The sequence below is a fragment of the Paraburkholderia terrae genome, assembly GCF_002902925.1.
Lineage (GTDB): Bacteria > Pseudomonadota > Gammaproteobacteria > Burkholderiales > Burkholderiaceae > Paraburkholderia > Paraburkholderia terrae.
Genome location: NZ_CP026114.1, coordinates 679,648 through 704,032, shown reverse-complemented (window position 1 = coordinate 704,032; position 24,385 = coordinate 679,648). Strand labels below are relative to the sequence as shown.

The following is a 24,385-nucleotide window of genomic DNA, read 5'->3' as shown; positions in this document are numbered from 1 at the left end:
CGCGCTACGATGCGCAAATAGAGATCGTGTCGGGAAGACGCCGCGTGGCCCGGTCCGATCCTGTGTCGTCATCGACAGTGAAACAGCGGCTTCTTTGGTTGCGACGAATGCCGTCGGCGGCCCTGCGGTTTGATAAATCGAATATGAAACGATCGTACAAGGTAGTTGACGTCTTCACGAATCGACCGCTCCGGGGAAACCCGGTGGCGGTGTTGTTAGATGCGGAAGGCTTGGACGCAGAGGGGATGCAGGCTATCGCGAGATGGACGAACCTCTCCGAAACAACGTTTGTCCTCCCGCCGACAACGAGCGAAGCAGATTATCGTTTGCGTATTTTCACTCCGCGAAGCGAACTCCCTTTTGCGGGACACCCTACGATCGGTAGCGCATATGCACTCCTGGAAGCTGAACGTGTTGCGATGCGGCCGAATGGGCGACTTGTCCAGGAGTGCAGCGTTGGCCTTGTCGATTTGACGGTTGGAGAACTGAATGGAAAGCGCCAGATCTCTTTTCGCCTTCCGGGTGCGCAAGTCGAGGAGATGGAAGCCGCTGATGTCGCGCAGTTGACCGCTATTGTCGGACGTAAAGTAAACGAAAAGACATCACCTGCGATTCTCAATGTCGGCCCTCGATGGATCATCGCCCAGATGCACGATGCGGATTCCGTACTCAATCTGCAACCGGACTTTGCAGAATTGGCCAAGTTAGAGCTTCGCTTGGGTGTCACCGGGTTGACGGTATTCGGTGCTTTCCAGAATGGAGAGACCGATATTGAAGTTCGCACATTTGCACCCTCTTGCGGAGTAGAGGAAGACCCTGTCTGCGGGAGTGGCAATGCCAGCGTGGCCTCTTTTCAGTGGGCGCGCGGCATGTTGCCTGCTGTGGGAAGGACATATGTCGCCTCGCAGGGAGGCCGCGTCGGCCGCGCAGGGAAAGTACACGTCAGTGTCGATGGGCACGGAGATGTGAACATTGGCGGCGTGTGCGTTACATGCATCGACGGTCATTTCGAGCTTTGATGCAGGCGCAAATCTCTGCCGTCGCGCCGAGATTTTTTGGTGATTTAGGTGGTCGATCGGAGTCGTTTTGGCAACGGTAGCATTTCGATCGATCACGATAATCCTGAGGTCGTGGTGTTCCCACCCTGACAGCCGACGGTGGAACACACAAAGTGGCAGGAGCTGCTCTGACATGAATGGTCCAATACGTCCTCTTGATCTATCCTCGGGCTTTATTGCGGTTACCAGTCCGTTTGATGGAAGCGAATTGGGGATAGTCGCGGATATTCCAGCGGGCATTGCCAACCTGCTAATCGAGGCGGCAAAGAAGGGAGCTCATACTTGTCGTCGAATTCCTCGTTATGAACGGGCCAGCATACTCGAGCGCTGTGCGACTCGCATGTTGCAAGACGTAACGTCCTTGTCGGATCTCATTGTCGCGGAGAGCGGCAAGACGATCACCCAAGCGACCAATGACGTGCTGGAATGCGTCGATACACTAAGGCTCTCGGCTTCTGAGGTTCGCCGAAATGCCGGTGAAGTTATCCCTTTTGATGCGTATGATGGATCGTCAGACCGTCGTGGGTGGTTCACTCGTGAACCTCTCGGCGTCATTGTAGTAATCGCGTCATACTGCGATCCGCTTGCCTTGATTGCGCGTAAGCTCGGCCCAGCAATTGCCGGAGCTAATGCGGTCATTGTCAAACCATCTGAATACACGCCTCTATCCGCGATCAGGCTCGTCAATTACTTGATAGAAGCTGGATTGCCTTCGGAAATAGTGACCGTAGCCACTGGTGGCTCCGCCCTGGTAGAGGCGCTCGTTTCATCCCGAGACGTCAGGATGGTTTCTTTCAGTGGTGGACTGAATGATGCAGAAAAAATAGCCGGTGCCGGCGGGTTGAAAAGATTTGCGATGGATTTTGACGGAACCCGCTCGGCTATCGTCATGAGTGACTGCGAACTTGACGCGGCAATTAGATCGTGCATATCGACGGCTTACGGCACGGCCGGTCAAAGCTCTGTTGGTATCCAGCATATCCTCGTACAGGCGACCATTTACGAGGAATTTAAAAATCGCTTCGTTGCGAAGACCAAGACTCTCGTGTCCGGTGACCCCGCGTCGCCAGAGACAGACGTTGGCCCAATGATTTCCGTCGACGTGGCAGAACGTATGAAATCCCTCGTCGATGTAGCGATTAGTCAGGGCACGAAAATATTGTGCGGAAACACCCGTGATGGCTCCGTTTACGCGCCAACTGTGCTCGAAAATGTGTGTGACGAATCGGAGCTTTGGCAGTGGGAGGGTTTAACTCGGATAGCCGTCCTTCGATGTGTGCATACGCTAGACGAGGCTATTACGCTTGCCGCTGGAATGCATCGTAGTTACCAGATCAACATATTTACAAGAGACATCGAGTCCGCATTAGATATCACTGAGAGCCTCCAGGCGGATGCAGTGATCTTTAACGATTCCGCCAGCTATCGGTGTGGCGCGATGCGCTCCGGCGCGGGCATGCTCGGTAAGTTCGGACCAGAACGCGTCAGGCTCGCGTATGAAGAGATGACTCAAACTAAGGTTGTATGTATCAGAGGATAGTATGGACGCTAGAAACTTCAAACAACGGCCCGACAAAGATCAACCGGAGACTCTTTCGTTTGCTAGTCAGGCTGTGCACAGCGGGAACGTGACCGATGTTACGACAGGCGCTATTCGCACGCCAATCGTGATGGCGAATTCGTACAAGCTTCCAGACGATCCATCCGCGCTTGACTGGTCAGACTCGCAGAAGTTGTTTTACAACCGAAACTCAGGGCACAATCAGCTTTGTCTGGAACGAAAATTGGCGGCGATGGAGCGAGCAGAAGAGGCCGTCGCTTTTAGCACCGGTGTAGCAGCGCTTCACGCGATTTTCTTTACGTTCCTGCGAAGTGGCGATCACGTCGTCGTCAGCGATGTCACTTACGAGGCTGTATGGCGTCTTTTTGAAGAACTGCTCCCGGAACGTTACGGCATCGAAGGGACGTTCGTTGACATCAGTGACCTCGCAGCCGTGCAAGCTGCCGTGCGCCCAAACACGAAGCTGATTCATGCGGAGACAATTGCCAATCCTACGACGAAGGTTGCCGACATCGCAGCGTTGAGCTCAATCGCAAAAAATTGTGGAGCCATGCTCTCGATCGATGCGACTTTCACGCCCCCACCGATGTTTCGAGCTTTGGAGCACGGTGCCGACTTCGTGGTCCATTCACTGACCAAGTACATCAATGGACACGGTGATGCGATGGGTGGAGTCGTCGCTGGTCGAGCCGAATTTATGCGAAAGCTGAAAGGCGATGCGCTGGTGGACGTGGGCGGTTCACTTTCTCCGTTTAATGCATGGCTGATCATGCGTGGGTCCGTCACATTGCCGCTGCGGCTGACTAGACATATGTCGACGGCGCAAAAGATAGCGGAATTCCTTGAAAAGGATCCGAGGGTTGCATACGTCGTTTTCCCTGGTTTGCGCTCTCATCCGCAGCACGATCTGGCGTCCCGTCAGTTTGGAGGTATGGGGTATGGTGCAGTCATGGCCTTCGCATTGAAGGGCAATCCTGATGTGCAAAATCGTTTTGTTGCCAACCTGCGCCTGATCACGTCCGCTGTTTCACTCGGCCACGATGAGTCTCTCATCGTCCATGTCGGAAAATCGGGGCGTGGGGGCTCGGACCGCTATCCAGATGCGTTTCGCGAATTTGGGCATTTGCGTTTCTCGGTTGGGCTTGAGGATCCAGATGATCTGATTGCGGACATTCAAGCGGCTCTGGCGGAAACGCTTTTCTGAGTATTGGTTATACCGGACGATCGAGCGATGTGAGCATAAGCAAGATCGTTCCGGAGTTTGACTATGGAAAGAATTTGATTATCGTTTTAGCAATAAAGATAGGAATCCGAATAAAAAATAACGCAAATATGCGCTGGGATAAAATGTTCTGAAAGAGAGTAATTTTAAGTATTTTATAAATCCAAAAGACGGAGATTAGGAATGGAGGCGAAAATTATGTGCAACTATAAACTAGTTCCTCTTGTGGCGGCCATGACGGCGGTGGCTGTCACTACGACGAACGCACATGCGGATGAGGTAGTGAAAATCGGCAGTGTAGAGCCGGTCACGGGAGGCATTGCTCATCTGGGAAAAGACAATGAAAACGGGGCTCACCTTGCAATCGAGGACATTAACAAGAAGGGCTTGGTGATCAATGGTAAAAAGGTGGCGCTGCAGCTCGATGCGCAGGATGACCAGGCTGACCCACGCGTCGCAACGCAGGTTGCGCAAAAGCTCGTCGACGACAAGGTCGTGGCAGTAGTTGGCCACTTGAACTCGGGCACGTCGATCCCGGCCTCAAAGATCTACAGTGACGCTGGCATTGTTCAGATATCGCCGTCGTCAACGAATCCTGCGTATACGCAGCAAGGATTTAAGACAACCTATCGCGTAGTCGCGACCGATGCGCAGCAGGGACCCGCGCTGGCTGATTTTGCCAAGAAGCTGGGAAATATTCGCCGGGTCGCTATCTTGGATGATTCGACCGCGTATGGACAAGGTCTTGCGAGTGAATTTGAGAAGCACGCAAAGGAGCTAGGTCTTGTCGTCTTGTCGCACGATGCGACCAGTGACAAGGCGGTAGATTTTCGCGCAGTATTGACGAAGATAAAATCCGAAAATCCTGACGCAATCATGTATGGCGGCACCGATGCAACGGGTGGTCCGATGGCGAAGCAGGCAATGCAACTTGGACTGAAGGCGAAAATTTTGGGTGGAGACGGTATCTGCACCGAATCGTTGTCGAATTTGGCTGGTGAGGCAGCAAACAATATCGTGTGCTCTCAGGCGGGGGGGGATATCGCAAAAATGCCGGGCGGCGCGGCGTTCCAGGCCAAATACAAGAGCCGTTTTGGACATGTCGTCGAATACGATGCACCGTTCGCCTATGACGCGGTTAATATCATCGCCGATGCGATGGTTCGTGCCGGCTCGACTGATCCATCGAAGATTCTTGCTGCAATGCCCGCTACTCACTACCGCGGGGTTATTGGTGAAACATCCTTTGATTCGAAAGGGGACCTTCAGCACGGTGTGATCTCGTTGTACCGATATATTGGTGGCAAGAAGACGCTGCTTGACGAGGTCACAATGTAGTTGAAGATCGGCTAATTCTTCAGTGTTCGAGCCATACGGCGACAGGAGGCAGGTTCAAGGGTTAGCGCCTGACCTCCGACGCTGTATATGGACGCCGCAGCGTAAAAGCGACTAGGTTGAACATGTAAATCTAAAAGCGAATCTGAAAGGTCCGATCCAATCGGCGCCCGGTTTGTTGTCGCCTGAAAATTCGTCACTCTGAGTGGTAATGCTCAATTTGCATGACAGTATGTCGTACTAGCATCGCGTGCTTCCGTTAACTCCGTACCATTTCGTTCGGTGATGCCACGACAGAGGTCGGGATATATTCTCCGGCTATCACTCGCGAACCTTTTCGTGTTTCCCAACCAGGTTTCAAGGAAGCACCCGGAAGGGACAGTCCACTGAGGGACTACCCGCAGGGTGTCAAATGTGGTCCAGTCAAACAGGGAACTACAGCAACCAGGAGTATTGCGATGCCGATGACGACACGTGTCGAACATGATCTACTGGGCGATCTTGCCGTGCCCGACGATGCCTTGTATGGAATCCACACGCTGAGAGCGCTGAGAAACTTTCCAATCACCGGGATTCCGATTTCTACATACCCGAATCTTGTTGTCGCTCTCGCATGTGTGAAGGAGGCAGCTGCGCTCGCGAATCATGAACTGGGATTGCTTGATATGCAGAAGAAATCTGCAATCGCATATGCCTGTCAGCAGGTTCGCTCAGGTGTTGCGCATGAGCATTTTGTGGTTGACGTGATTCAAGGTGGAGCAGGTACGTCAACTAACATGAACGCCAATGAAGTGATCGCGAATTTGGCGCTGTTAAATTTGGGGTGCCGGCGAGGTGACTACTCGGTGCTTCATCCAAATGAAGATGTAAACCTGGGTCAAAGCACCAATGACGTGTATCCGACCGCTTTGAAAATTGCGACTTACATGGGTATCGGCGAACTTGTTGAGGCAATGAGTGTGCTTCGATCCTCGTTCGAGCGCAAGGCAGAGGGCTTCAAAGATATTGTCAAAATGGGACGAACACAACTCCAGGATGCGGTACCGATGACACTTGGACAGGAGTTCAGTACATTCGCCGTAATGATCGGTGAAGATCAAGAGCGGTTGCGCGAAGCCTCGAGGCTGATCTGTGAAATTAATCTGGGCGCTACGGCGATTGGGACTGGCATCAATACATCCCCCGAGTACGCGCCGCTTGTTTGCCGGCATCTCGCCGAGATTACCGGAATTCCCGTCGTCACGTCGCCTAATCTCGTTGAGGCGACCCAGGACGTAGGCTCGTTTGTGCAACTCTCGGGTGTGTTGAAGCGCGTTGCTGTTAAGCTTTCGAAGATATGCAACGACCTGCGTCTGCTATCTAGTGGACCCCGAGCGGGGCTTGGTGAAATCAATCTTCCACCGGTTCAGGCCGGGTCGAGCATTATGCCTGGCAAGGTGAATCCTGTGATTCCCGAGGTAGTCAATCAGATCGCGTTTGAGGTGATTGGCAACGATGTTACCGTGAGTTTCGCTGCGGAGGCGGGTCAACTGCAACTGAATGCATTCGAGCCGATCATCGCACACAGCCTGTTCAAAAGCGTGGCGCACCTTCGAGCAGGGTGCTTGACCCTCGCTGAAAAATGTGTTGATGGTATCTCCGCGAACCGTGATCGTCTACTCTCGCTCGTTGAGAACTCGATCGGGATCGTCACTGCGCTCAATCCGTATATTGGTTATGACAATGCGACGCAAGTCGCACAGGAAGCACTGGTGTCCGGTCGCGGAGTTCCAGAAATCGTGATCGAGAAGGGCTTGTTGACGCGCGTGCAACTCGACGAGATTTTGCAACCTGAGATGCTCACTCAGCCACGAGTAGCATTGGCATTTGGAGCTCGTTGAGTGACGCGGAATTGTCCCGTGCACGCGAAGTCGGACTATGTGTGCTTTTAGAACAATGAATCGGTCATAGCTGTAACGGATGCCGCCCTACTTGGGGCGGTATCCGTGTCGCATGTTTGCGAGAAACGCCGAGTTAAAGGCTACGCCGATCTGCTTCTTCGTAGCCTACGAGGGGTTGTGAATAGACACGGCTCGAGTTCGTCGACGGACCCCGACATTTGTTCTATCGTCTTCAATGAATACGGCAATCCTAAAGTGCTCGATCGTTGCAGTGAGATACGAGGTAATTTTTAACATTGTCGACACGTGCTGGCATAAAAACTGAACGCATCGGTAGGTAGTCCAAGCCCGCGAGCGACGTCGGGCGATCTGGATCTCGATTAATGGCTTCCCGTATCGTGTCAGGGAATTTCGCAGGGAGCGCCGTCTCGAGTGCGATTGTTCGTACACCGGGTAATACTTTTTCGCGGCCAACCTTTAGGCCATCAGCCGTATGCGGGTCGATGATCAGTGAATATTGCATCCAGGTGTCATGGATTGTCGCGAGTCGGTCCGCATGAGTACTCTTTCCCGAGACAAATCCAAACGTCGCAATGTGCGCATACTCCTTGGGCGTAACACAGAATCTGCCCGCTTTCGTGAGTTCGTCTGCGAAGAGAAGATGTGTGCGCATCGCGTCTCTATCTAAGGCATCAAAGAGGAAGCGTTCGAAGTTCGACGCCTTCGAAATGTCCATTGAAGGGCTGGACGTCTCGAACGTCTCATGGCTTTTTCGCACACGATACTCGCCTGAGCAAAAAAAATCGTGGAGCACGTCGTTCTCGTTTGTGGCGAGAACGAGATGTTCAACTGGTAGTCCCATCATTCGGGCTATATGCGCAGCGCAGATGTTTCCAAAGTTTCCTGAAGGGACGGCGAAACTAACGCGTTCCTGGTTGTCGTGAGTAGCTTGAAAATATCCCCAAAAATAATAGACTACTTGCGCAGGAAGGCGTGCCCAGTTGATGGAGTTCACTGTGCCGATTCGCAGGCGACGCTTCGTCTCGAGGTCTTTTGACATCGCTTTGACGATGTCCTGACAGTCGTCGAAGACACCTTCAATTGCGATGTTGTGGATGTTTCGATCTTGCAGGCTGAACATCTGGGCCTGTTGAAAGACGCTCATGCGGCCGTGAGGACTGAGCATGAAAACGCGAATTCCCTTTTTGCCACGCATTGCGTATTCGGCTGCGCTCCCTGTATCACCGGAGGTTGCACCGAGGATATTCAACACCTCGCCACGCCGTTCCAGTTCGTACTCGAAGAGATTACCAAGCAATTGCATTGCGATGTCTTTGAAGGCGAGCGTTGGTCCGTTTGATAGTTTCAGCAGGGAGACGCTTGCATCAAGCCGCTGCAACGGAGCAATTTCCGGCGATCCGAAAATGTCTGAAGTGTAGGTTCTATAGACGATTGTGCGGAGATCGTCTCGTGGGATGTCGTCCACGTAGAGACAGAGAATTTCCAATGCTAGTTCTGGGTAGGGGAGCGTCCGCCACTTTGCAAGTGTCCCGCCGTCGACCCTCGGGTAATGAGTCGGCACGTACAAGCCGCCGTCAGGCGCCAGCCCTTCGAGGAGAATCTCTGAGAAGGTACGTTCCGTCTGGTCGCCTCTGGTTGATATGTATCGCATAGGATCGGTCGGGTGGGATTGGTGCAGGGATGATTCGGATTTTCCCGCTGGTGCTGATCGAAGTAAAATTGAGTTTATGTTGACGAAACATCAGGAATTCTGATGCGTGAATTTAATTTGGATCAGCTACGCACCTTGATTGCCGTAGTTGACCTGGGTTCGCTGGCAAGTGCATCATCGGCGCTCAATCTGGCGCAACCAACGATCTCGCTGCATCTCAAAGAACTGGAGTCAAAACTGAAGGTTCGCTTGCTAGAGCGCAGCAGAAGGGGGGTAAGCCCGACCACCGCTGGCACCATTCTTATCGAACACGCGCGCGAAATCCTGGCGATCGCAGACCGTGCCAGTGAGGCAGTGCGAAACCACCGAGAAGGCTTGCTTGGCGTTGTGAGGGTCGGTGCATCGGCCGGGCTGATCGCGCACCACATGCCAAACGTACTACAGGAGCTTTCGATGCGCCGGCCAGATATCCGCATCGAACTGTCCGTCACGACGACGGCAACGGCGAATGCAATGCTGTTTGGTGACGAGTTGGATTTCGCGCTCGTCGGAGCCAGTCAACGCCAATCCGGGCTGACGGTTATCCGCTGGCGCGAAGATCCTCTTGTTGCGTACCTGCCGGCCGACTGGTCTGTACCGCGGCGCGTGACGGCCGAATGGCTCCAGGAGCAACCGCTGCTTACAAATGAGCCGGGCAGTGCGTTGTACCACCAGACGTTACGGTGGTTTGCTCAGGCCGGATTTATCATCCAACCAAGGATCGCGCTGAACAACGGCGAGGCGCTTAAAAGTCTGGTAGCGGCCGGCTATGGCGCGGCGATTTTGCCGTTTGATTCGAACCTAGGAAGTATAGCGACGGGCATCCAAGTGCGAGATGTTGCTCCCGCAATGAAGAGGAGCACTTTCCTTGCGTTCAAGTCGTCTCGTTCGACTGCCGAACCACTCAAATCGGTGGGCGACATTCTGCGCAAGTGCGGAAGATCTTCGGCGTGACGGGGCCAGCGCGGGACTGAAACGCTTTCCGTTAAGTGACACGCTTGAGATTGTTCCTCATGGCACACGCGCGTCGCAAGTTCCACGATCTGTTCGTCGCACGCAAGAACGAGGTCAACACCGAAGCGTTGCGCAGGATCGGCGAGTTTTATGCAATAGAGGCCACGATTCGCGGTAAGCCGCCCGACGAGACGACGCACCCGACAGCAGCAGGCGCGTCCTCTACTGGATGCCTTCGAGATATGGTTACAGGCAGCAAGGAGGTTGCGATGTCCAACTTATCGACCATCACAGCAAGGGGCCAAACGACCGTGCCTGCTCGCGTTAGGGCGGCACTCAATGCGGTGCCCGGCACACAGCTCGCATGGCATCTCACAGGTGACGGTACGGTCATCGTGCGGGCGAAGAATCGGTCCATCAAGGAACTGGCAGGGATCCTTGGATCCGAGTCGACGACCGTCTCGACGGACGACATGAAGGTCTGGAGGCGCTGACGATGGCGCACAACGCGAACGCAACCAGGGCGTTGGGCTCTGGGTCGTGAAGACGCTTCGTACCTCAAGTATATGGTCGACGGTGTGCCCAAATCTCGCCCATAATCCAGGCGGACCGCCCGGAAACCCTTGTAAAACCGTGATAATCCCGAACTTGACCGGCGCGAGACTATTCCTTGAAAATCATGAGGTTAGGTTTGGTTCCAGTCGAGGTGATTGGACTCCTCATTCAGTGATCCGTCTACTCTCCCATCTCGATTCGGCGCATTGCGGCATCGCTGAGACCGTTGCTGCATAAGCCGTTGCGCCTGAGTGATCCGTCTGCGATGACATTGCACAGACTATCCGGGGTCGCGAGCGGACCGTGGGTTGGAATCGGGCCGGTGAATCGCCCGCGGCAGCTCTGCAGCGCGATATTTCGGCCGGTGAGGGCGAGCAACGGTCGGCGCTTGCCCATCCCCCCAAGCTGTCACGCAAACGGCTTGTTCACTGCGTGACCTGTCCGATGTCCAATGCGCGCATTTCGGTGGCCATTGCCGACGTTGGAATGTCGGCGACTGTGAGACAGCTGATGGGCGCTTTGCCGACGTTCGCGCCGTCGTAGCCTCGAATGTCAGGTAGCAATGCGAGTGAGCGAGTACTCGCGACCCGTTGCTGCCGGTCGAACGGTCGGAAAGGCAACGGCAGGTTTCAGAGTCGAACAGTCGCTCAGCAGCGTCACTCGCGGACAACAAATCGACTCGTCAATGCCCCCGCGACATTCTCAATCTGTTTGTCGCGCGTCTCGGATACCGATTGTCGCGCCACACTTTGCTGTCGCTCGAGTAACGCGAGGGTAAGCTGTTAGGCGCCGAGCAGCCGAAGAACGGGCAGGCTCAAGGACAGCTGCTTCATCGCCACCATTTGACGGTCGACCTACTTTCGCCTGTTCTGTAAGTTTTGCGAACGACGGCTCTCGATGAGCAATGAGAGAAGGACAGGTGACGTTCTGAGCGACCGTCGCTGGCGGGTCGAGTGAAGATCCGCCACCGTCGAAAGCTTGGTAGCATGATTGAAAGAGATTGCGCATTCGTTACCAAACACCACCCCATCAAGTCGTCCGCGTCACCGGCGTTCCGTCGCCGATCGGTATGCGGTCGGTCTCGTGTTGCCGGCATTCGGCGAGTGCCGCATGTTCAGACTCCGTGCGCCGCTGTTCGCCATAGCGGCGCTTGGGGTGGTAGATGGGAATTGGGACAAAAGGGCTCGCGCTCGAAACGCTCTTGTCGAGCGCAACCGGAGGCGACCGGACTTGCCGTGAGCATCGAGGCCATCCGCTGGATTGAAGCTTACGCGGCTCATCACGTGACGACCGCAGCGACTCAGGTCAATTGTCGGATTGGCCGCCTTCGCGGGGCGGCTTCCCTTGCTGCCGCTGCGCATGCACCACGCGATCACGCTCTGCTTGTGCGGCGGTCGTCGCGTCGACGGGGTCATCACGCTGCCGCATCAGCCAGTAGACGCACCCTAGTGCCACCAGCGCAAATGCAAGCGCCGCGATCTGGGCGGGCGCACTGGCCGGATCGAGAATGATGAATTTGCGGGCGATAGCCAGCAGCGCAACCAAAAGCACCGTTTTGACCTGCACGATGTGATCGCGCCGCGCCATCACGCGCGTAATCGAATGTTTGAATTCCATTGCGATCAGCAGCGTCATGACCATTCCGAAGATGGTCTGATACACAGCGTGATCCAGCGGGTTCAGCGCGTCCGAAACCAGCAATGAAATCACCGCGTGAATCAACTGCCAGAGCGACACGAGGATAATGATGGATATCACGACGCTCAGCACATGCGCGACAAGCTGCTCGAATCGTTCATAAAAGGTGAGCATGTCCCACTGCAGACGCAACGCATCGAGATCCTTGCGTAGCCAGCTTTTCTTACTTTCCATGATTTGACTCCCAGAGGGTCGTGGCTACGTCGCGAACGCAACGCGCGTGCATGGATTGCAGATGCGCCGCGCTCAATCTTAAGGGCATAGCCTACGAGGATGCGTTTCATCATCTGCGGCGCGGGGAACAACGCGATCCTGCTTACCAGGAACTGAATCGTCAAGGACTCGTGCCCACACTGGAAATCGATGGGAAGGTGCTAGTCCAGTCGCTATCAATCCTCGACTACCTTGATGAGACACGACCAGATCCGCCACTTCTGCCTGCCGATCCCGCAGCGCGCGCACGCGTTCGTGCGTTGGCACAGATTGTCGCGTGTGACATACACCCCATCGACAATCTGCGCGTTCTTAATTACCTGCGAAAGACGCTTCATCAGCCAGAAGACGCCATCGAGCGTTGGTACAACGCGTGGATAGCAGATGGTTTTTACGCCATCGAAGCGATGCTCGCTTCCACCTCGGAAACGGGGCGCTTCTGCCACGGTGACAACATCACCATCGCGGATATCTGCCTCATTCCGCAAGTGGTCAACGCCCGAAATTTTGATCTTGACCTGACGCCATTTCCTACGTTGCAAAGAATTTATGAAGCGGCGATGGAAAATCCGGCGTTCGTCAAAGCGATGCCATCAAATCAAAAGGATTTCGAATGAACGTCATCCCGCCGTTGTCGCCGTCTACGGTCGACGCGTCACCCATAGAGCCGTCAAAGAGTTACGAATGGAAGGCCGTCACATTGATGGCTCTCGGCATGGGCCTGGTCGGCATTGACCGCTTTTTGATCGTGCCGTTGATGCCGGTATTGATGCGCGACCTGAAACTCGACTATCAGGATCTCGGGCATATTACGGGCGCATTGGCGCTTGCATGGGGTTTGTCTGCGCTCCTGACAGGCAATCTCTCAGACAGGATTGGCTTTAAAAGAGTCATCGTGCCGGCGATGATCGGATTTTCTTTGCTGGCAGGTCTGGGCGGTCTGGCGACAGGAGTCGGCAGCCTGATTGCGATTCGAGCGCTCATGGGCGTAGCAGAAGGCGCTTTCACGCCCGCGAGCATCATTGCGACCATGGATGCGTCACCGCCCAAGCGCCATGGACGCAATGTCGGGCTGCAGCAAATGATGCCCGCGCTGTTCGGTCTCGGTCTTACACCAATCTTGGTGACACAACTTCTCAAGGTAATGAGCTGGCCGTGGATTTTCCTGCTGGTGGCGCTTCCCGGGCTCTTCGTAGCTTTTCTTGCGCAACGCATATTGCGCCGGCCATCGCCGGCTGATATCGCGAAACACACGGCGACGCACGATACTGCTCGGCATCACTGGTACGAAGTGTTTCGTTATCGAAATGTACCTCTCGGCATCATATGCATGCTTTGCTGGCTCGCCTGCCAGATCGTCATCGCTGCGCTGTTTCCAAATTATCTGGTCGACTATTTGCATCTCGACATGCAGCAGATGGGCTTCATTCTTTCCTCACTCGGTTTTGGCGGGGCGATTGGCGCGGCCGTGCTACCGGCACTGTCGGACCGTGTCGGCCGTAAGCCCGTCATGCTTCTCTCGGCGGCTGGCGTATTTCTGTCGCTGTGCATTTTCTTGAGGACCGGTGCGGTTCCCGTTCATTTGTTCATCTGCCTGATGGTGGCTATGGGATGTCTGTATAGCCTGATCACATTGACAGTAGGACCGGTCGCAGCCGAAGCCGTGCCTGTGCAACTGATGTCCACGGCGTCGGGCATGATCATCGGTATTGGCGAAATTTTCGGTGGCGGCGTAGCACCTGCGTATGCGGGCTATTTGGCCAAACATTTCGGCATCGAGCATGCGGTAACCATGCCGCTTTGGACGATTGTCGCTGGCGCCATCGCGGTCGCGGCATTGAAGGAGACGGCTCCTGTGCGGACGTTCGATAAACAGGGGAACGCGCTTGAAAAGAAGGGAGTTAGCGATGTCTAATCAATCTGTGGGAACGACCATATCGGAAACCCCTGAACGGGAGTCCTTTTACGCGCGGATCGGTCAGAAGAACCTCGCGCCGCTTTGGACGTCGCTCAATGACTTGATCACTCCTGAGCCGCGTAGCAAATGCATGCCGGCACACTGGCGTTTCTCAGACGTCCGTGCGGCAATGATGGAGGCGGGCGACATCATCACCGCCAAAGAAGCTGAGCGGCGCGTCCTTGTGCTGGAGAATCCTGGCTTGCGGGGTGAATCGAAGATCACGACCGACCTGTATGCAGGTGTGCAACTGGTTCTTCCTGGTGAGGTCGCACCCGCGCACCGTCACGCGCAAACAGCGTTGCGTTTCGTGATGGAAGGCGGCGGTGCTCACACATCGGTGAACGGCGAACGCACCATCATGAATGAAGGGGACTTCATCATCACGCCGCCGATGGCATGGCACGATCATGGTAACGAAAGCGACAGGCCGATATTCTGGCTCGATGGTTTAGACATACCCATGGTGCAGTTCCTGGATGCCTCGTTCGCCGAGCACCTCGGAGAAGATGAGCAGCCGATTACGCGCCCCGTCGGCGACAGTGATGTCCGCTACGGCGCCAACCTGCTTCCGATAGACCATCGTCCGGGCGGCGGCACGTCACCGATCTTCAATTATCCGTATGCAAGAACGCGCGAAGCGTTGGAGCGGATGCGCCGTGCCAACGCCTGGGATCCTTGTCACGGGCTCAAAATGAGGTACGTCAATCCGAACAATGGGAAGTACGCGATGGCGACGATGGCCACGTTTATGCAATTGCTGCCCCAGGGATTTTCGACAACGAGCTACCGTTCTACCGATGCAACGGTCTTCGTTCCTATCGAAGGGCGGGGGCGCAGTTGGATCGGAAGCGATGTCGTGGTGGAATGGGGCAAGCGAGACATCTTTGTCGTCCCGTCATGGCATCACGTGCGGCACGAGGCGGACGAGGACAGCGTTCTGTTTTCATTTTCTGATCGACCCGTGCATGAGGCGCTTTATCTATTCAGGGAGGACAGGGGAGTAGCTTGAGCGGTTCAGGCAGAGGAGCGCGTTGTGCTCACAAAGGCAGCACGCTTCGTGCTTCGCTTCGCGTACTTCTGGATAATCCGACGGCAACTTCACCCAGGACGCATCCTGCGCCCGCTCATCAGGAACGGCATCATGGGCAACTACTCCTCTGGGAAGGTCGGTGACCTGCTCGCAGGCGTGAACAGCCAGGACCGGGTTTTCGTCTCGACATCGCGAGCATTCATGGCTTCACCTCCAGAAGTTCGACTGCCAACGGGGCTCATTCTCTGTCCCCATCGGTTCCTGAACAATCACGGATTGGCGAAGCCAGACTCAACCCGAACTGAATCCGGCGCTTCTGGTGCGTCTTCTCAGCCGGAGGCGGCGCCGAGGTGCGCGAGATGTTCGACGAGCCGCCGCGTGGAGGAAGGCAACTGCTCGAGGTCGTTCACGCAGATCAGGATCTTGCGCACGGCCCACGCGTCGGTGATGCGCAGCAGACGAACCCGCATCGAGCGCTGAAACCGCCGCGCCGCCGACTCAGGGATTACCGCGACGCCCACGCCGTTTTCGACCAGGCGGCAAATCGACTCGAAGTTGCCAAGCTGGATGCGGTGCCGCAAGGTACGATACAGTCGCTTCGCCTGGTTTTCGAGGAACACCTGAATCGACGAGCCGCGTTCGTGACCAACGAAATCGGCTTCGATGAGATCGGCAAAGGCGATCTCCCGCTGCAGCGCAAAGCGTTCGTCGACTGCGGGCACAACCGCGCACAGGCGGTCGGTGGCAAAGGGAAACGTCGTGAGCGCCACGCCCTCGGGCGGCGAAGCGATGATGCCGATATCGGCCACTCCTTCCGCAATGGCCGCGATGATCTCATCGCTCGGACGCTGCTCGATTTCGATGTTGATGTTGGGGTTGTCGCAGAGAAAGCGGCTAAGCGGGCCAGGCAGCGTCTCGACAAGTGCATTCGTGTTCGAGAGGATGCGGATGGTCCCCCGCATCCCCTGGGAGAGCTGTGCGAGGTCGTCCGTCATGCGTTGTAGCGCGCCGAGGGTGACCCGCGCGTGGCGCAGGAAGGTCTGCCCCGCCTCCGTGACGCGTATGCCGTGAGGCCGACGCTCCAGCAGCGGCACACCTACCGCCTCCTCCATCTGCCGGATACGCGCACTGACCGCCGCGAGCGAGAGGTTGACGCGGGCGGCGCCGTGCGTAAGGCTGCCAGCTTCGGCGACGGCAGCGAAGGTTTGAAGGTCGACAAGGCCAAAGTGCATGAGATAACACACCGGGAAGTGAGTCTGGAGTCGAATGGACGGGCCACGAGGCGCGCCTGTGAGAAGCAATATTAGCTCTACGAACGCATGTCCGTTGTGTGCCGCGTGCCTCGACGCGACACGCAGAGAGCCTTTCCCTCCCTTCAACCATTCTTCTCTTTTGCTCAATTGATTGGGCACTCTGACCAGCCCGATTCAGCGGGTAGCTTCGCAGGTTCGCACTGGCCAAGAGACTACCGCGCGAAGGGACGCACCGCTACAAGACCATGACCCTCGAAACCGGCGAATTCAACGCCGCTTCCTGCTCCATGTGTTGCCCGGTGGTTTCCATCGCATCCGTCACTACGGGCTGCTCGCCAACCCCGTGCGCCGCGCCAGTCTCGCTGGGGAGCAGAGCTGATGTAATGTGACCTGCAGTACCATCAGCGGTTGTCCCTTGAGGAAGCTCAAGGGTCGAAATGTTTGCCGCCGGCTTGCGCCAGATCGAACCTTCCGTTCCCAAGACGCTTTTGGGCGTCGCCGGATATTGCCGGGTCCGTCCATCCCAAACGTTGCAATCTATGGGAGTAGAGCCGTGGTCGCAGTCAAACACGATGTTCTCTCCATTGCCTTCGATTTCGTTAGCTTCGCGGCGCCGATGGAGCACAACGCCTATGTCTCGCTTGATACGGGCAAAGTCTATTGGACTTCTGATTCCAACGACGCGTTCGACGAGGATATTCCTGACGACGTTGAATCCTCGGATCGTTACCTGGCGATACCGCACAAAAACGAACTCAATCTTGGAAGAAGTCTCGCCTTGCGCTTTGTCGCACACGAGTTGCCTGCATGTTACGACCAGGCCGAAGCATTTTTCCAACGGCAGGGGGCTTACGCGCGCTTTAAGGATTTGCTGGCGCGCAAAGGTGTACTCGAGCACTGGTATGCGTTTGAAGCCGACGCTATCGAAGGTGCGCTGAGGCGATGGTGCGCCGAAAATGGACTCGAGATTCTGGAGACGTGACGGGCCGGTCAGACCCGATGAAGCCGTCGTGGATGTCTCGCCAGCCCGACCGGCTGATACGGCTTGCACATCAGGCATTGCGAAGTCGTGCCTGAGCGGTCCCAGATTGAGAGTAGGAGAGCTAAAGGGAGATGCCTGTTTTGTGACCTGCCGCAGTTCTATCACGCGCTATCCGCGGCCGCGCCGGCGCGTGAAGCGTTGATCACGCATGGCCCGACGAGCGGCGTACACTAATATCACGGCGCAACTGCCGTATCGGAGGTTGCTATGGCCAGAAAGTTCTCTGATATCTTCAGACGGCGTCCAGTGACAGGCGCTCCTGATGACACGGCCCACGGTGAATCTCAGGTTCAACGGGATGAGCACACGCGGTTTGCACAGGTGCAGGCGAAAAAGCTCTGGGAGGCGATCGGTCGTCGTCGTCACAGAGATGCGCGGGGCCGTTAACGTAACGCCTGGAGCGGCTGCGCCCCTATGCTGTGATCAACGGTGACCTTGTTGAACGACTTGCGAGATACGAGCCACCAAGGAAACCGTTGTCGCAGCGGGCTTTGTCACGTTAAATTGCTGACGGCGCAAAAGTGTAGCTCGCGCGAGTCTACTCAGACAGCAGACGGATTTTGGGCCAACCCGGGAAAGCGACGCCACATGGCAAAGCGCTCGCCAAGTTCTTTGTGGTAGAGCGAGCCGCGTAGTAGATGTCGCTTGAGCGCAAAGTGTTGCCGGATCGGTCCGAAGCTCGACAGGAAAGCCTGGGTATGTTTTCGGCCTCGAAGGCCGCGCATCCGACGCTCCCGTTCACGGGTTGGTTGATGACTGTTCTCCGCCCGGTTGTTCACGCGAGCCGCTGCTTTGACGAAGACATGACTGACGCCCGACAGTTCGGGGATTTCAGCCTTTGCCGCCGGATAACTGCGTAGCTGATCGGTGACAATCTTGCGTGGTGCTTCGCCACAGGAGGCGAGCACACGCCCGAAAAACCGCTTCGCTGCAGCCTTATCGCATCGCTTCTGCAGCAGAACATCGAGTTCGGCGCCGTGCTGATCAGCTGCTCTCCACAACAGATACGGCTCGCCGCGCAGTGTCACGAACATCTCGTCTCGATGCCAGGTCGTACCCGGTTTGCGACGAGCGGCCTTGACGTGACTTGCAAAGCCCGCGCCAAACTTGTTGCACCAGCGACGGACGGTTTCGTAGCTGACGACAACACCCCGCTCGAACAACAGCTCCTCGATATCGCGCAGGCTCAGCTGGAACCGAAAATACCAACGCACGGCGCAACTGATAACGACCGCCGGATAACGGTGTCCATGGTAAAGCGGCTTTGTCTTCTTCATCGCTGCATCTTACGTGATCGCCGCGGTAACGTGACAATGCCGTATGCAGTGTTTGCTGATGGGTCGTGCAGATGCACACACCGGCCAGGACATACTCGCGATGCCAGTACGTTTCGCCGTATCTTTGTGCGTCCTCTCTCGCGAAAAAGATTGCAGCGAAGAAGGCTCCCGAAAAAATGGCGGCGATTTAATCAAAAGTTCCGCGAGCGTAACTGTCCTGTTTGGTGGGTGTTTCCGTTAGCTGGCAACATTCACAACGCCGCTGAAAGACGTGTTCGGCGACAAACTGGATTGCTCGCGGGACATACATCGCTGTGGTGGACAATCGGGATCAGGTGCAGCAGATAACGTTGCGAGTCAGGAAAGTTGCGATTGCTGTAGGTTCCAATCGGTGGATGCCACGGACGTGCAGAACCCGCGTCAGAATCTGTTGGATAACCATCTCGACGCGAGTCTTCTGGCGAACCCTGAAGCGTCTGGCGGTAATTGCGTGCTCTTCCTCTCGGGTGACGACGAAGAGGCCAAAGGCGAAATTAAATCGCTTATCGAAAAGGCAGGCTTTTTCGGAGTTAATCTGGGAGCTCTAGACGTTGGCGGCCCGCTGACCTTGTTGCCGTTTGGTTCGCTTGCGGGGGTCGGATTCGTTAAAGCGTGAGCGGATACAAGGTTTCAGTCCGAGATATCAGAGCCTAGTTTAACTAAAGCTTTGTTTGGATTCCGCTGCCTAAGGGCACCGCGGTCCGCATTCGAAAGACCCTTAGGGTCAAGGGTCGACATAGTTCATTTGGGACGATTCCCCCATCAACAGTGACTTGTTTGCCTCAGCAGTCGCACGCAAATAGTCCCAAAGTGATGTTATACGTCGTAGGTTGCGTAGTTCTTCTCGACTACTCAGCCAGAAATGCCGTGTAACGACCACTTCTTCAGGCAAAACAGATACCAATGCCGGATTCGGTGTCGCCATGAAACACGGAAGAAACGCTAGCGCCGTCCCTTGAAGCGTTGCGTGATAGTGCGCGATTACACTCGTGCTGCAGAGGTTGACGCGCGCGTTTGGGATGGTACGTTTCAGGTACAGAAGCTCATGACTGAAGGCAAGATCCTCAACATAGTCGATGAAGGCGTGATTTTGGAGATCTGCGACAGAACGGACGGGCTTATGGTTCTGGAAATAGGCGCGAGTGCCGTAGAGTCGAAGCTGATAGTCGCAAAGTTTCGTAAAGACATATTGACCACGCTCCGGACGCTCGAGGGTGATGGCCATGTCGGCCTCGCGCTTGGACAGGCTGATAAAGTGAGGCACAGAGAGCAGGTCAATTGACATGTCACGATTTGCGGCCGTGAAGCGGGCGAGCTGCGGAGATAGGAAAAAGCAACCGAAACCTTCGGTTGACCCTACTCGAACATGACCCGAAAGCCCCTGTGACGCGCCTGCGAATTGTTCACTTGCAGAACGGACTGCTGTCTCTACGGTGTCCGCGTGGCTGAGTAATCGTTGACCATCGGCCGTGAGCGTGAATCCGCCAGCGCGTGACTTGTCAAACAGGATCACACCGAGCACCGCTTCCAGTTCCCTTACTCGTCGGGCGACAGTGGTGTGATCAACGCCCAGCCGTTTTGCCGCAGCACTGGCACGTTGCGTGCGGGCGACTTCCAGAAAATACCGTAGATCGTCCCAATTTAACGCCTGCAGTTTTTGGTTTGTGTTTTTTTGCATAACCGATTGGCTTTTTCATCTCTAGGCCGTGGAAACATAAATAACTATACTGGTTCGCACGTTCCTGGACCATAGGCGACGCAGCAGACGACGGTATGTTTCACCAGCGCAACTGGAAAAACGAGACGCAGCCACAGACGGCTATTCGATCGACACCGGAGTCGGTGGTCGAGCCAGTTGGATCCTGGATCAGATGGCGACCGCATGTTGACAGATTGGGTCTCCACGACCAGCCCGACGATCGCGTGAAATGAGCTTCCGTTACGGCATCTCTAGGTCGTGCTTCCTCGACACGGGGTTCGGTTGGGCCTGATCAGGCGCTTTGGCGCGCTGGTTTTCGCTTTGATCGGCTCAGTCTGCACTCCACTAACGTGGACTGACAACCCTGCCGGATCCGTCTCCAGACACATTGCCGGACCCTAGTCGGCTCCTACAAACCTTCAAAGAGAATTTGTGATGAACGCAGTGACTCACGCATCAAATAACGAGGTACCGAGTGTTAAATTGCTTATCGATGGCGAATTTGTCGAGTCGGCGACGACAGAGTGGCGCGACATCGTGAATCCCGCGACGCAGGAAGTGCTTGCGCGTGTGCCGTTCGCGACGAATGAAGAAGTGAACGCAGCAATCCGTTCGGCGCACGCAGCGTTCGCGGCGTGGAAGACCACGCCGATCGGCGCACGCATGCGCATCATGCTGAAGTATCAGGCACTGATCCGCCAACATATGCCGCGCATTGCGAAGACTCTGACGGCGGAACAGGGCAAGACCTTGCCCGATGCTGAAGGTGACATCTTCCGTGGTCTCGAAGTAGTCGAGCATGCGTGCTCGATTGGCACGCTGCAGCAGGGTGAATTCGCGGAGAACGTAGCTGGTAGTGTCGACACGTACACGTTGCGCCAGCCGATTGGCGTTTGTGCTGGCATCACGCCGTTCAACTTCCCCGCGATGATTCCGCTGTGGATGTTTCCAATGGCGATCGTGTGCGGCAACACGTTCGTGCTGAAGCCGTCGGAGCAGGATCCGCTGTCGACGATGCAGCTTGTCGAACTGGCGATCGAGGCGGGCGTCCCGAAGGGTGTACTGAACGTAGTGCATGGCGGCAAGGAAGTGGTCGATGCGCTGTGCACGCATGAGCTGGTGAAGGCGATTTCGTTCGTCGGCTCGACGGCGGTTGGCACGCACGTGTACAACCTGGGAAGCCGGCACGGCAAGCGTGTGCAGTCGATGATGGGCGCAAAGAATCATGCGGTCGTGCTGCCCGATGCGAATCGGGAACAAACGCTGAACGCTCTCGCGGGTGCTGGCTTCGGCGCCGCCGGACAGCGTTGTATGGCGACGTCAGTGATTGTGTTGGTCGGCTCATCGAAGGACTGGCTGCCTGAACTCGTGAAAAAGGCGAAGACGTTGAAGGTCAACGCCGGACACGAACCGAAAACTGACGTTGGCCCGGTCGTATCGCATGCGGCGAAGCGTCGCATTCTGGAGCTGATCGAATCGGGAGTAAAGGAAGGAGCGACGCTCGAGCTTGATGGGCGCGAAGTGAAGGTCGCCGGCTACGAGGATGGCAATTTTATCGGCCCGACGATCTTCGCTAATGTCACCACCGACATGGAGATCTATCGCACGGAAATCTTCGGGCCGGTACTGCTTGTCCTGCAGGTAACGACACTCGACGAAGCAATCGAAGTCGTTAACGCAAATCCATTCGGCAACGGCGTCGGATTGTTCACGCAAAGCGGCGCGGCGGCGCGCAAGTTCCAGTCCGAAATCGACGTAGGTCAGGTCGGTATCAACATTCCCATTCCGGTGCCTGTCCCGTTCTTTAGCTTCACGGGATCGCGCGGTTCGAAGCTTGGTGATCTTGGGCCGTACGGAAAACAGGTTGTACAGTTTTATACGCAGACAAAAACGGTCACAGCCCGTTGGTTTGATGACGCAACCGTGAACGATGGCGTAAATACTACGATCAGCTTGCGTTGAGCAAAAGACCGCGACGAATGGCATGGAGAATGTATCATGAGGATTGGTTTCATTGGTCTTGGGAATATGGGCGCGCCAATGGCGCTCAATCTGCTGAAGGCAGGGCACGCTGTCAGCGTGTTTGACCTCAGCGAGCAGGCAGTCCAGGCGCTGAGCGATGCCGGCGCAAAAGCAGCTGTTTCGCCGAAGGAGGCTGCGAGCGACAGCGAGTGCGTGATCACGATGCTGCCGGCCGCAGCGCACGTGAAAAGCGTACTCTCAGGTGCCGATGGCATCCTCGCTGGGATTCGGAAGGGTACGGTGATTATCGACTCGAGCACGATCGATCCCGCGAGCGTGAAGGCTTGCGCTGCCCTCGCAAGCCAACATGGGAATACGTTCATCGATGCGCCGGTCTCAGGTGGTACCGGCGGCGCCACTGCGGGTACCCTCACTTTTATGGTCGGTGCCAGTGACGCGGCATTCGATGAGGTCAAGCCCGTACTCTTGGCGATGGGCAAGAATATTGTTCATTGCGGGGACACAGGTGCCGGCCAGATTGCGAAGATCTGCAACAATCTCGTACTTGGCGTCACGATGGCTGGTGTTGCCGAGGCGATGTCGCTAGGCGTAGCGCTTGGCGTCGATCCAAAGGTGTTGGGCGGAATTATCAATACGTCCACCGGACGCTGCTGGAGCTCCGAAAAATATAACCCATTCCCGGGTGTGATCGAGGATGCGCCGTCGTCGCGTGATTATACCGGTGGCTTCGGAACCGACTTGATGCTAAAGGATCTCGGTCTCGCCACCGAGGCAGCCAAGCTTGCGAAGCAACCAGCATTCATGGGTGCGCTTGCGCAGCAGCTTTATCAAGCCGTGAGTAGTCGCGGAGACGGTAAACTCGACTTTTCTGCTGTGATCCGACTTTACGGACAGGCTTGAACTTGTAGGTGTAGAGTCCCGTCGTTTTTGACACCCTCCCCGCCCAAAACGCGGCGATTTTTTTCGCAAGTTGGCGATGCTCCCGCGCGAGAAGGTCCACGGTTGCATCGACAACGCGGCGGGAGAGGGGGCAACTGGTCCATAGCCCCCATCGCCGATCGCATAAATTTTTCCGCAGCGTTCTCGGTTGATATTCGACTCGGAGGCGATTTCTCAATCGCACTTAGGCGTCAAGTTCGAAGATGAGGAGGTCGCAATACCCCATGCCCCCCGCGAATAGAGACAGGTCCGCCATGTGCATGTGGAAACGGTCCGCGATCCAACACAATGCCCTGCCTTGCACGGAACACGGGATGACGATCTATCTCGTCAGTTTCCTCGCATTTTATCGAGATCTCCCCCGCCTGCAACGTTACACCGACGCACCATCCAGACGGCGCTGAAGCGATAGAGGTCGGGTTCCAGCCAAAAGATGGATTTACCTTTGAATGTACCCGGTCAACCACCATGCGGACTTGACGGACGCTTGCTCGCAGCCGAGAAACGTCGCGGACGTGGATCACATCGAGCATGAGATTGATGATCTTGGAGACATCAATCTCAATTTCTGCGAGTGCCATAGGTGCATTGGATATTTGCACATCAGATGAATCATCAGAACGGTTATGGAGGTGGTACCTTGCCATAGGCGACCGCATCCGGACGCCATTGCCGTCAGTAACGAACCATGTGGCGCGTCTTCGATATTGTTGTTTGGACGATGGGTCAACAGGAAGGGTATCGAATGAATCGAGAATCACTCTTGGCAACTCCGGGATTTTTACAACGCGGAAACCTGAAATCGCGGTAGAAATTGATTCACGAACATCGCTTGTTTCTAAGATTTCCATAGCAAGTACCAGATAGGGCATTTTGAGGTGTTGACATATCGAAGCGCCGAGGAAATGTCAAATTGTCAACTCAAGATGGCAGAATTTTTCCCAAAACAGAGAGCTGGATTACGCGATAATTTTGA

20 protein-coding genes and 2 pseudogenes are annotated in these 24,385 nt (G+C 55.7%); 16 read left to right on the top strand and 6 right to left on the bottom strand.

The annotated features are described in order from the left end of the window. Positions 1-44: 44 nt before the first annotated feature. The 5 genes from C2L65_RS45100 (at position 45) to aspA (ending at position 7,056) form a co-directional block, all read left to right on the top strand. Entirely contained in the window at positions 45-1,019 is a 975-nt protein-coding gene (locus C2L65_RS45100; RefSeq protein ID WP_233446748.1) for a PhzF family phenazine biosynthesis protein, read from the top strand. 172 nt (positions 1,020-1,191) lie between these two features. Then, entirely contained in the window at positions 1,192-2,598 is a 1,407-nt protein-coding gene (locus tag C2L65_RS45095) for an aldehyde dehydrogenase family protein (protein ID WP_042309032.1), read from the top strand. Between the two features lies 1 nt (position 2,599). After that, the gene (locus C2L65_RS45090; protein WP_042309030.1) at positions 2,600-3,823 is read left to right on the top strand and encodes a trans-sulfuration enzyme family protein; all 1,224 of its coding nucleotides are present in this window, start codon (positions 2,600-2,602) and stop codon (positions 3,821-3,823) included. 201 nt (positions 3,824-4,024) lie between these two features. Then, positions 4,025-5,179: a branched-chain amino acid ABC transporter substrate-binding protein gene (locus C2L65_RS45085; RefSeq protein ID WP_042309028.1), complete on the top strand. Its 1,155-nt coding sequence runs from the start codon at positions 4,025-4,027 to the stop codon at positions 5,177-5,179. Between the two features lie 461 nt (positions 5,180-5,640). After that, positions 5,641-7,056: an aspartate ammonia-lyase gene (aspA, locus tag C2L65_RS45080; RefSeq protein ID WP_042309070.1), complete on the top strand. Its 1,416-nt coding sequence runs from the start codon at positions 5,641-5,643 to the stop codon at positions 7,054-7,056. Positions 7,057-7,306: 250 nt separating this feature from the next. Here the strand turns inward: aspA and thrC are convergent, their stop codons facing one another. Continuing rightward, positions 7,307-8,728 (bottom strand): threonine synthase, encoded by a 1,422-nt coding sequence (gene thrC / locus C2L65_RS45075; RefSeq protein WP_042309026.1) that lies wholly within the window; start codon positions 8,726-8,728, stop codon positions 7,307-7,309. Positions 8,729-8,830: 102 nt separating this feature from the next. On the opposite strand from thrC, the gene C2L65_RS45070 reads away from it, so the two are divergent. From C2L65_RS45070 to C2L65_RS47430, 3 genes and pseudogenes are all read left to right on the top strand, one after another. After that, positions 8,831-9,721, top strand: coding sequence for a LysR family transcriptional regulator (locus C2L65_RS45070; RefSeq protein WP_042309024.1), 891 nt, complete (start codon positions 8,831-8,833; stop codon positions 9,719-9,721). A gap of 59 nt (positions 9,722-9,780) precedes the next feature. After that, a pseudogene (locus C2L65_RS45065) lies at positions 9,781-9,973 on the top strand (IS66 family transposase); the annotation flags it as partial. Beyond that, positions 9,964-10,215, top strand: a complete 252-nt coding sequence (locus C2L65_RS47430; RefSeq protein WP_427910224.1) for an AbrB/MazE/SpoVT family DNA-binding domain-containing protein — start codon at positions 9,964-9,966, stop codon at positions 10,213-10,215. The pseudogene C2L65_RS45065 and the gene C2L65_RS47430, both read left to right, overlap by 10 nt. A 1,366-nt stretch (positions 10,216-11,581) precedes the next feature. Here the strand turns inward: C2L65_RS47430 and C2L65_RS45055 are convergent. After that, entirely contained in the window at positions 11,582-12,148 is a 567-nt protein-coding gene (locus tag C2L65_RS45055; protein WP_042309022.1) for a phosphate-starvation-inducible PsiE family protein, read from the bottom strand. A 50-nt stretch (positions 12,149-12,198) separates the two neighbouring features. Here C2L65_RS45055 and maiA point away from each other — a divergent pair, with 50 nt between their 5' ends. The 3 genes from maiA to gtdA are packed head-to-tail and all read left to right on the top strand — an operon-like array spanning position 12,199 to position 15,156. After that, complete coding sequence (gene maiA / locus C2L65_RS45050) at positions 12,199-12,804, top strand: maleylacetoacetate isomerase (RefSeq protein WP_042309021.1); 606 nt, start codon at positions 12,199-12,201, stop codon at positions 12,802-12,804. Then, the gene (locus C2L65_RS45045; protein WP_081921008.1) at positions 12,801-14,102 is read left to right on the top strand and encodes an MFS transporter; all 1,302 of its coding nucleotides are present in this window, start codon (positions 12,801-12,803) and stop codon (positions 14,100-14,102) included. The genes maiA and C2L65_RS45045 overlap by 4 nt, the downstream gene beginning before the upstream one ends. Next, entirely contained in the window at positions 14,095-15,156 is a 1,062-nt protein-coding gene (gene gtdA / locus C2L65_RS45040; protein WP_042309018.1) for a gentisate 1,2-dioxygenase, read from the top strand. Before C2L65_RS45045 ends, gtdA begins: the two co-directional genes overlap by 8 nt. Positions 15,157-15,506: 350 nt before the next feature. Here the strand turns inward: gtdA and C2L65_RS45035 are convergent, their stop codons facing one another. Beyond that, complete coding sequence (locus C2L65_RS45035; RefSeq protein ID WP_233446742.1) at positions 15,507-16,478, bottom strand: LysR family transcriptional regulator; 972 nt, start codon at positions 16,476-16,478, stop codon at positions 15,507-15,509. A gap of 185 nt (positions 16,479-16,663) precedes the next feature. Between C2L65_RS45035 and C2L65_RS47020 the strand changes: the two are divergent. Next, positions 16,664-16,794: pseudogene (locus C2L65_RS47020) on the top strand (transposase); the annotation flags it as partial. A 189-nt stretch (positions 16,795-16,983) separates the two neighbouring features. Further along, positions 16,984-17,412, top strand: a complete 429-nt coding sequence (locus C2L65_RS45025) for a hypothetical protein (RefSeq protein ID WP_042317362.1) — start codon at positions 16,984-16,986, stop codon at positions 17,410-17,412. Between the two features lie 602 nt (positions 17,413-18,014). On the opposite strand, the gene C2L65_RS45020 is transcribed toward C2L65_RS45025, so the two are convergent. Next, positions 18,015-18,749 carry an IS6 family transposase gene (locus C2L65_RS45020; RefSeq protein ID WP_042314874.1) on the bottom strand — a complete coding sequence of 245 codons (735 nt, stop codon included), beginning with the start codon at positions 18,747-18,749 and terminating at the stop codon, positions 18,015-18,017. A gap of 391 nt (positions 18,750-19,140) precedes the next feature. Here C2L65_RS45020 and C2L65_RS45015 point away from each other — a divergent pair, with 391 nt between their 5' ends. Next, positions 19,141-19,404 (top strand): NAD(P)-binding domain-containing protein, encoded by a 264-nt coding sequence (locus C2L65_RS45015; RefSeq protein ID WP_042314875.1) that lies wholly within the window; start codon positions 19,141-19,143, stop codon positions 19,402-19,404. 108 nt (positions 19,405-19,512) lie between these two features. On the opposite strand, the gene C2L65_RS45010 is transcribed toward C2L65_RS45015, so the two are convergent. After that, on the bottom strand, positions 19,513-20,466 hold the full coding sequence (locus C2L65_RS45010) for a LysR family transcriptional regulator (protein WP_081921412.1): 954 nt from the start codon (positions 20,464-20,466) through the stop codon (positions 19,513-19,515). 456 nt (positions 20,467-20,922) lie between these two features. Between C2L65_RS45010 and C2L65_RS45005 the strand changes: the two genes are divergently transcribed. Together C2L65_RS45005 and mmsB are read left to right on the top strand one after the other, a co-directional pair. After that, a complete protein-coding gene (locus tag C2L65_RS45005; protein ID WP_042314877.1) occupies positions 20,923-22,449 on the top strand; it encodes a CoA-acylating methylmalonate-semialdehyde dehydrogenase in 1,527 nt (508 codons plus the stop codon). Positions 22,450-22,485: 36 nt separating this feature from the next. Next, a complete protein-coding gene (gene mmsB, locus C2L65_RS45000) occupies positions 22,486-23,370 on the top strand; it encodes a 3-hydroxyisobutyrate dehydrogenase (protein WP_042314878.1) in 885 nt (294 codons plus the stop codon). A gap of 230 nt (positions 23,371-23,600) precedes the next feature. Here the strand turns inward: mmsB and C2L65_RS46055 are convergent, their stop codons facing one another. Beyond that, the gene (locus tag C2L65_RS46055) at positions 23,601-24,260 is read right to left on the bottom strand and encodes a hypothetical protein (protein ID WP_156132399.1); all 660 of its coding nucleotides are present in this window, start codon (positions 24,258-24,260) and stop codon (positions 23,601-23,603) included. Positions 24,261-24,385 lie beyond the last annotated feature (125 nt).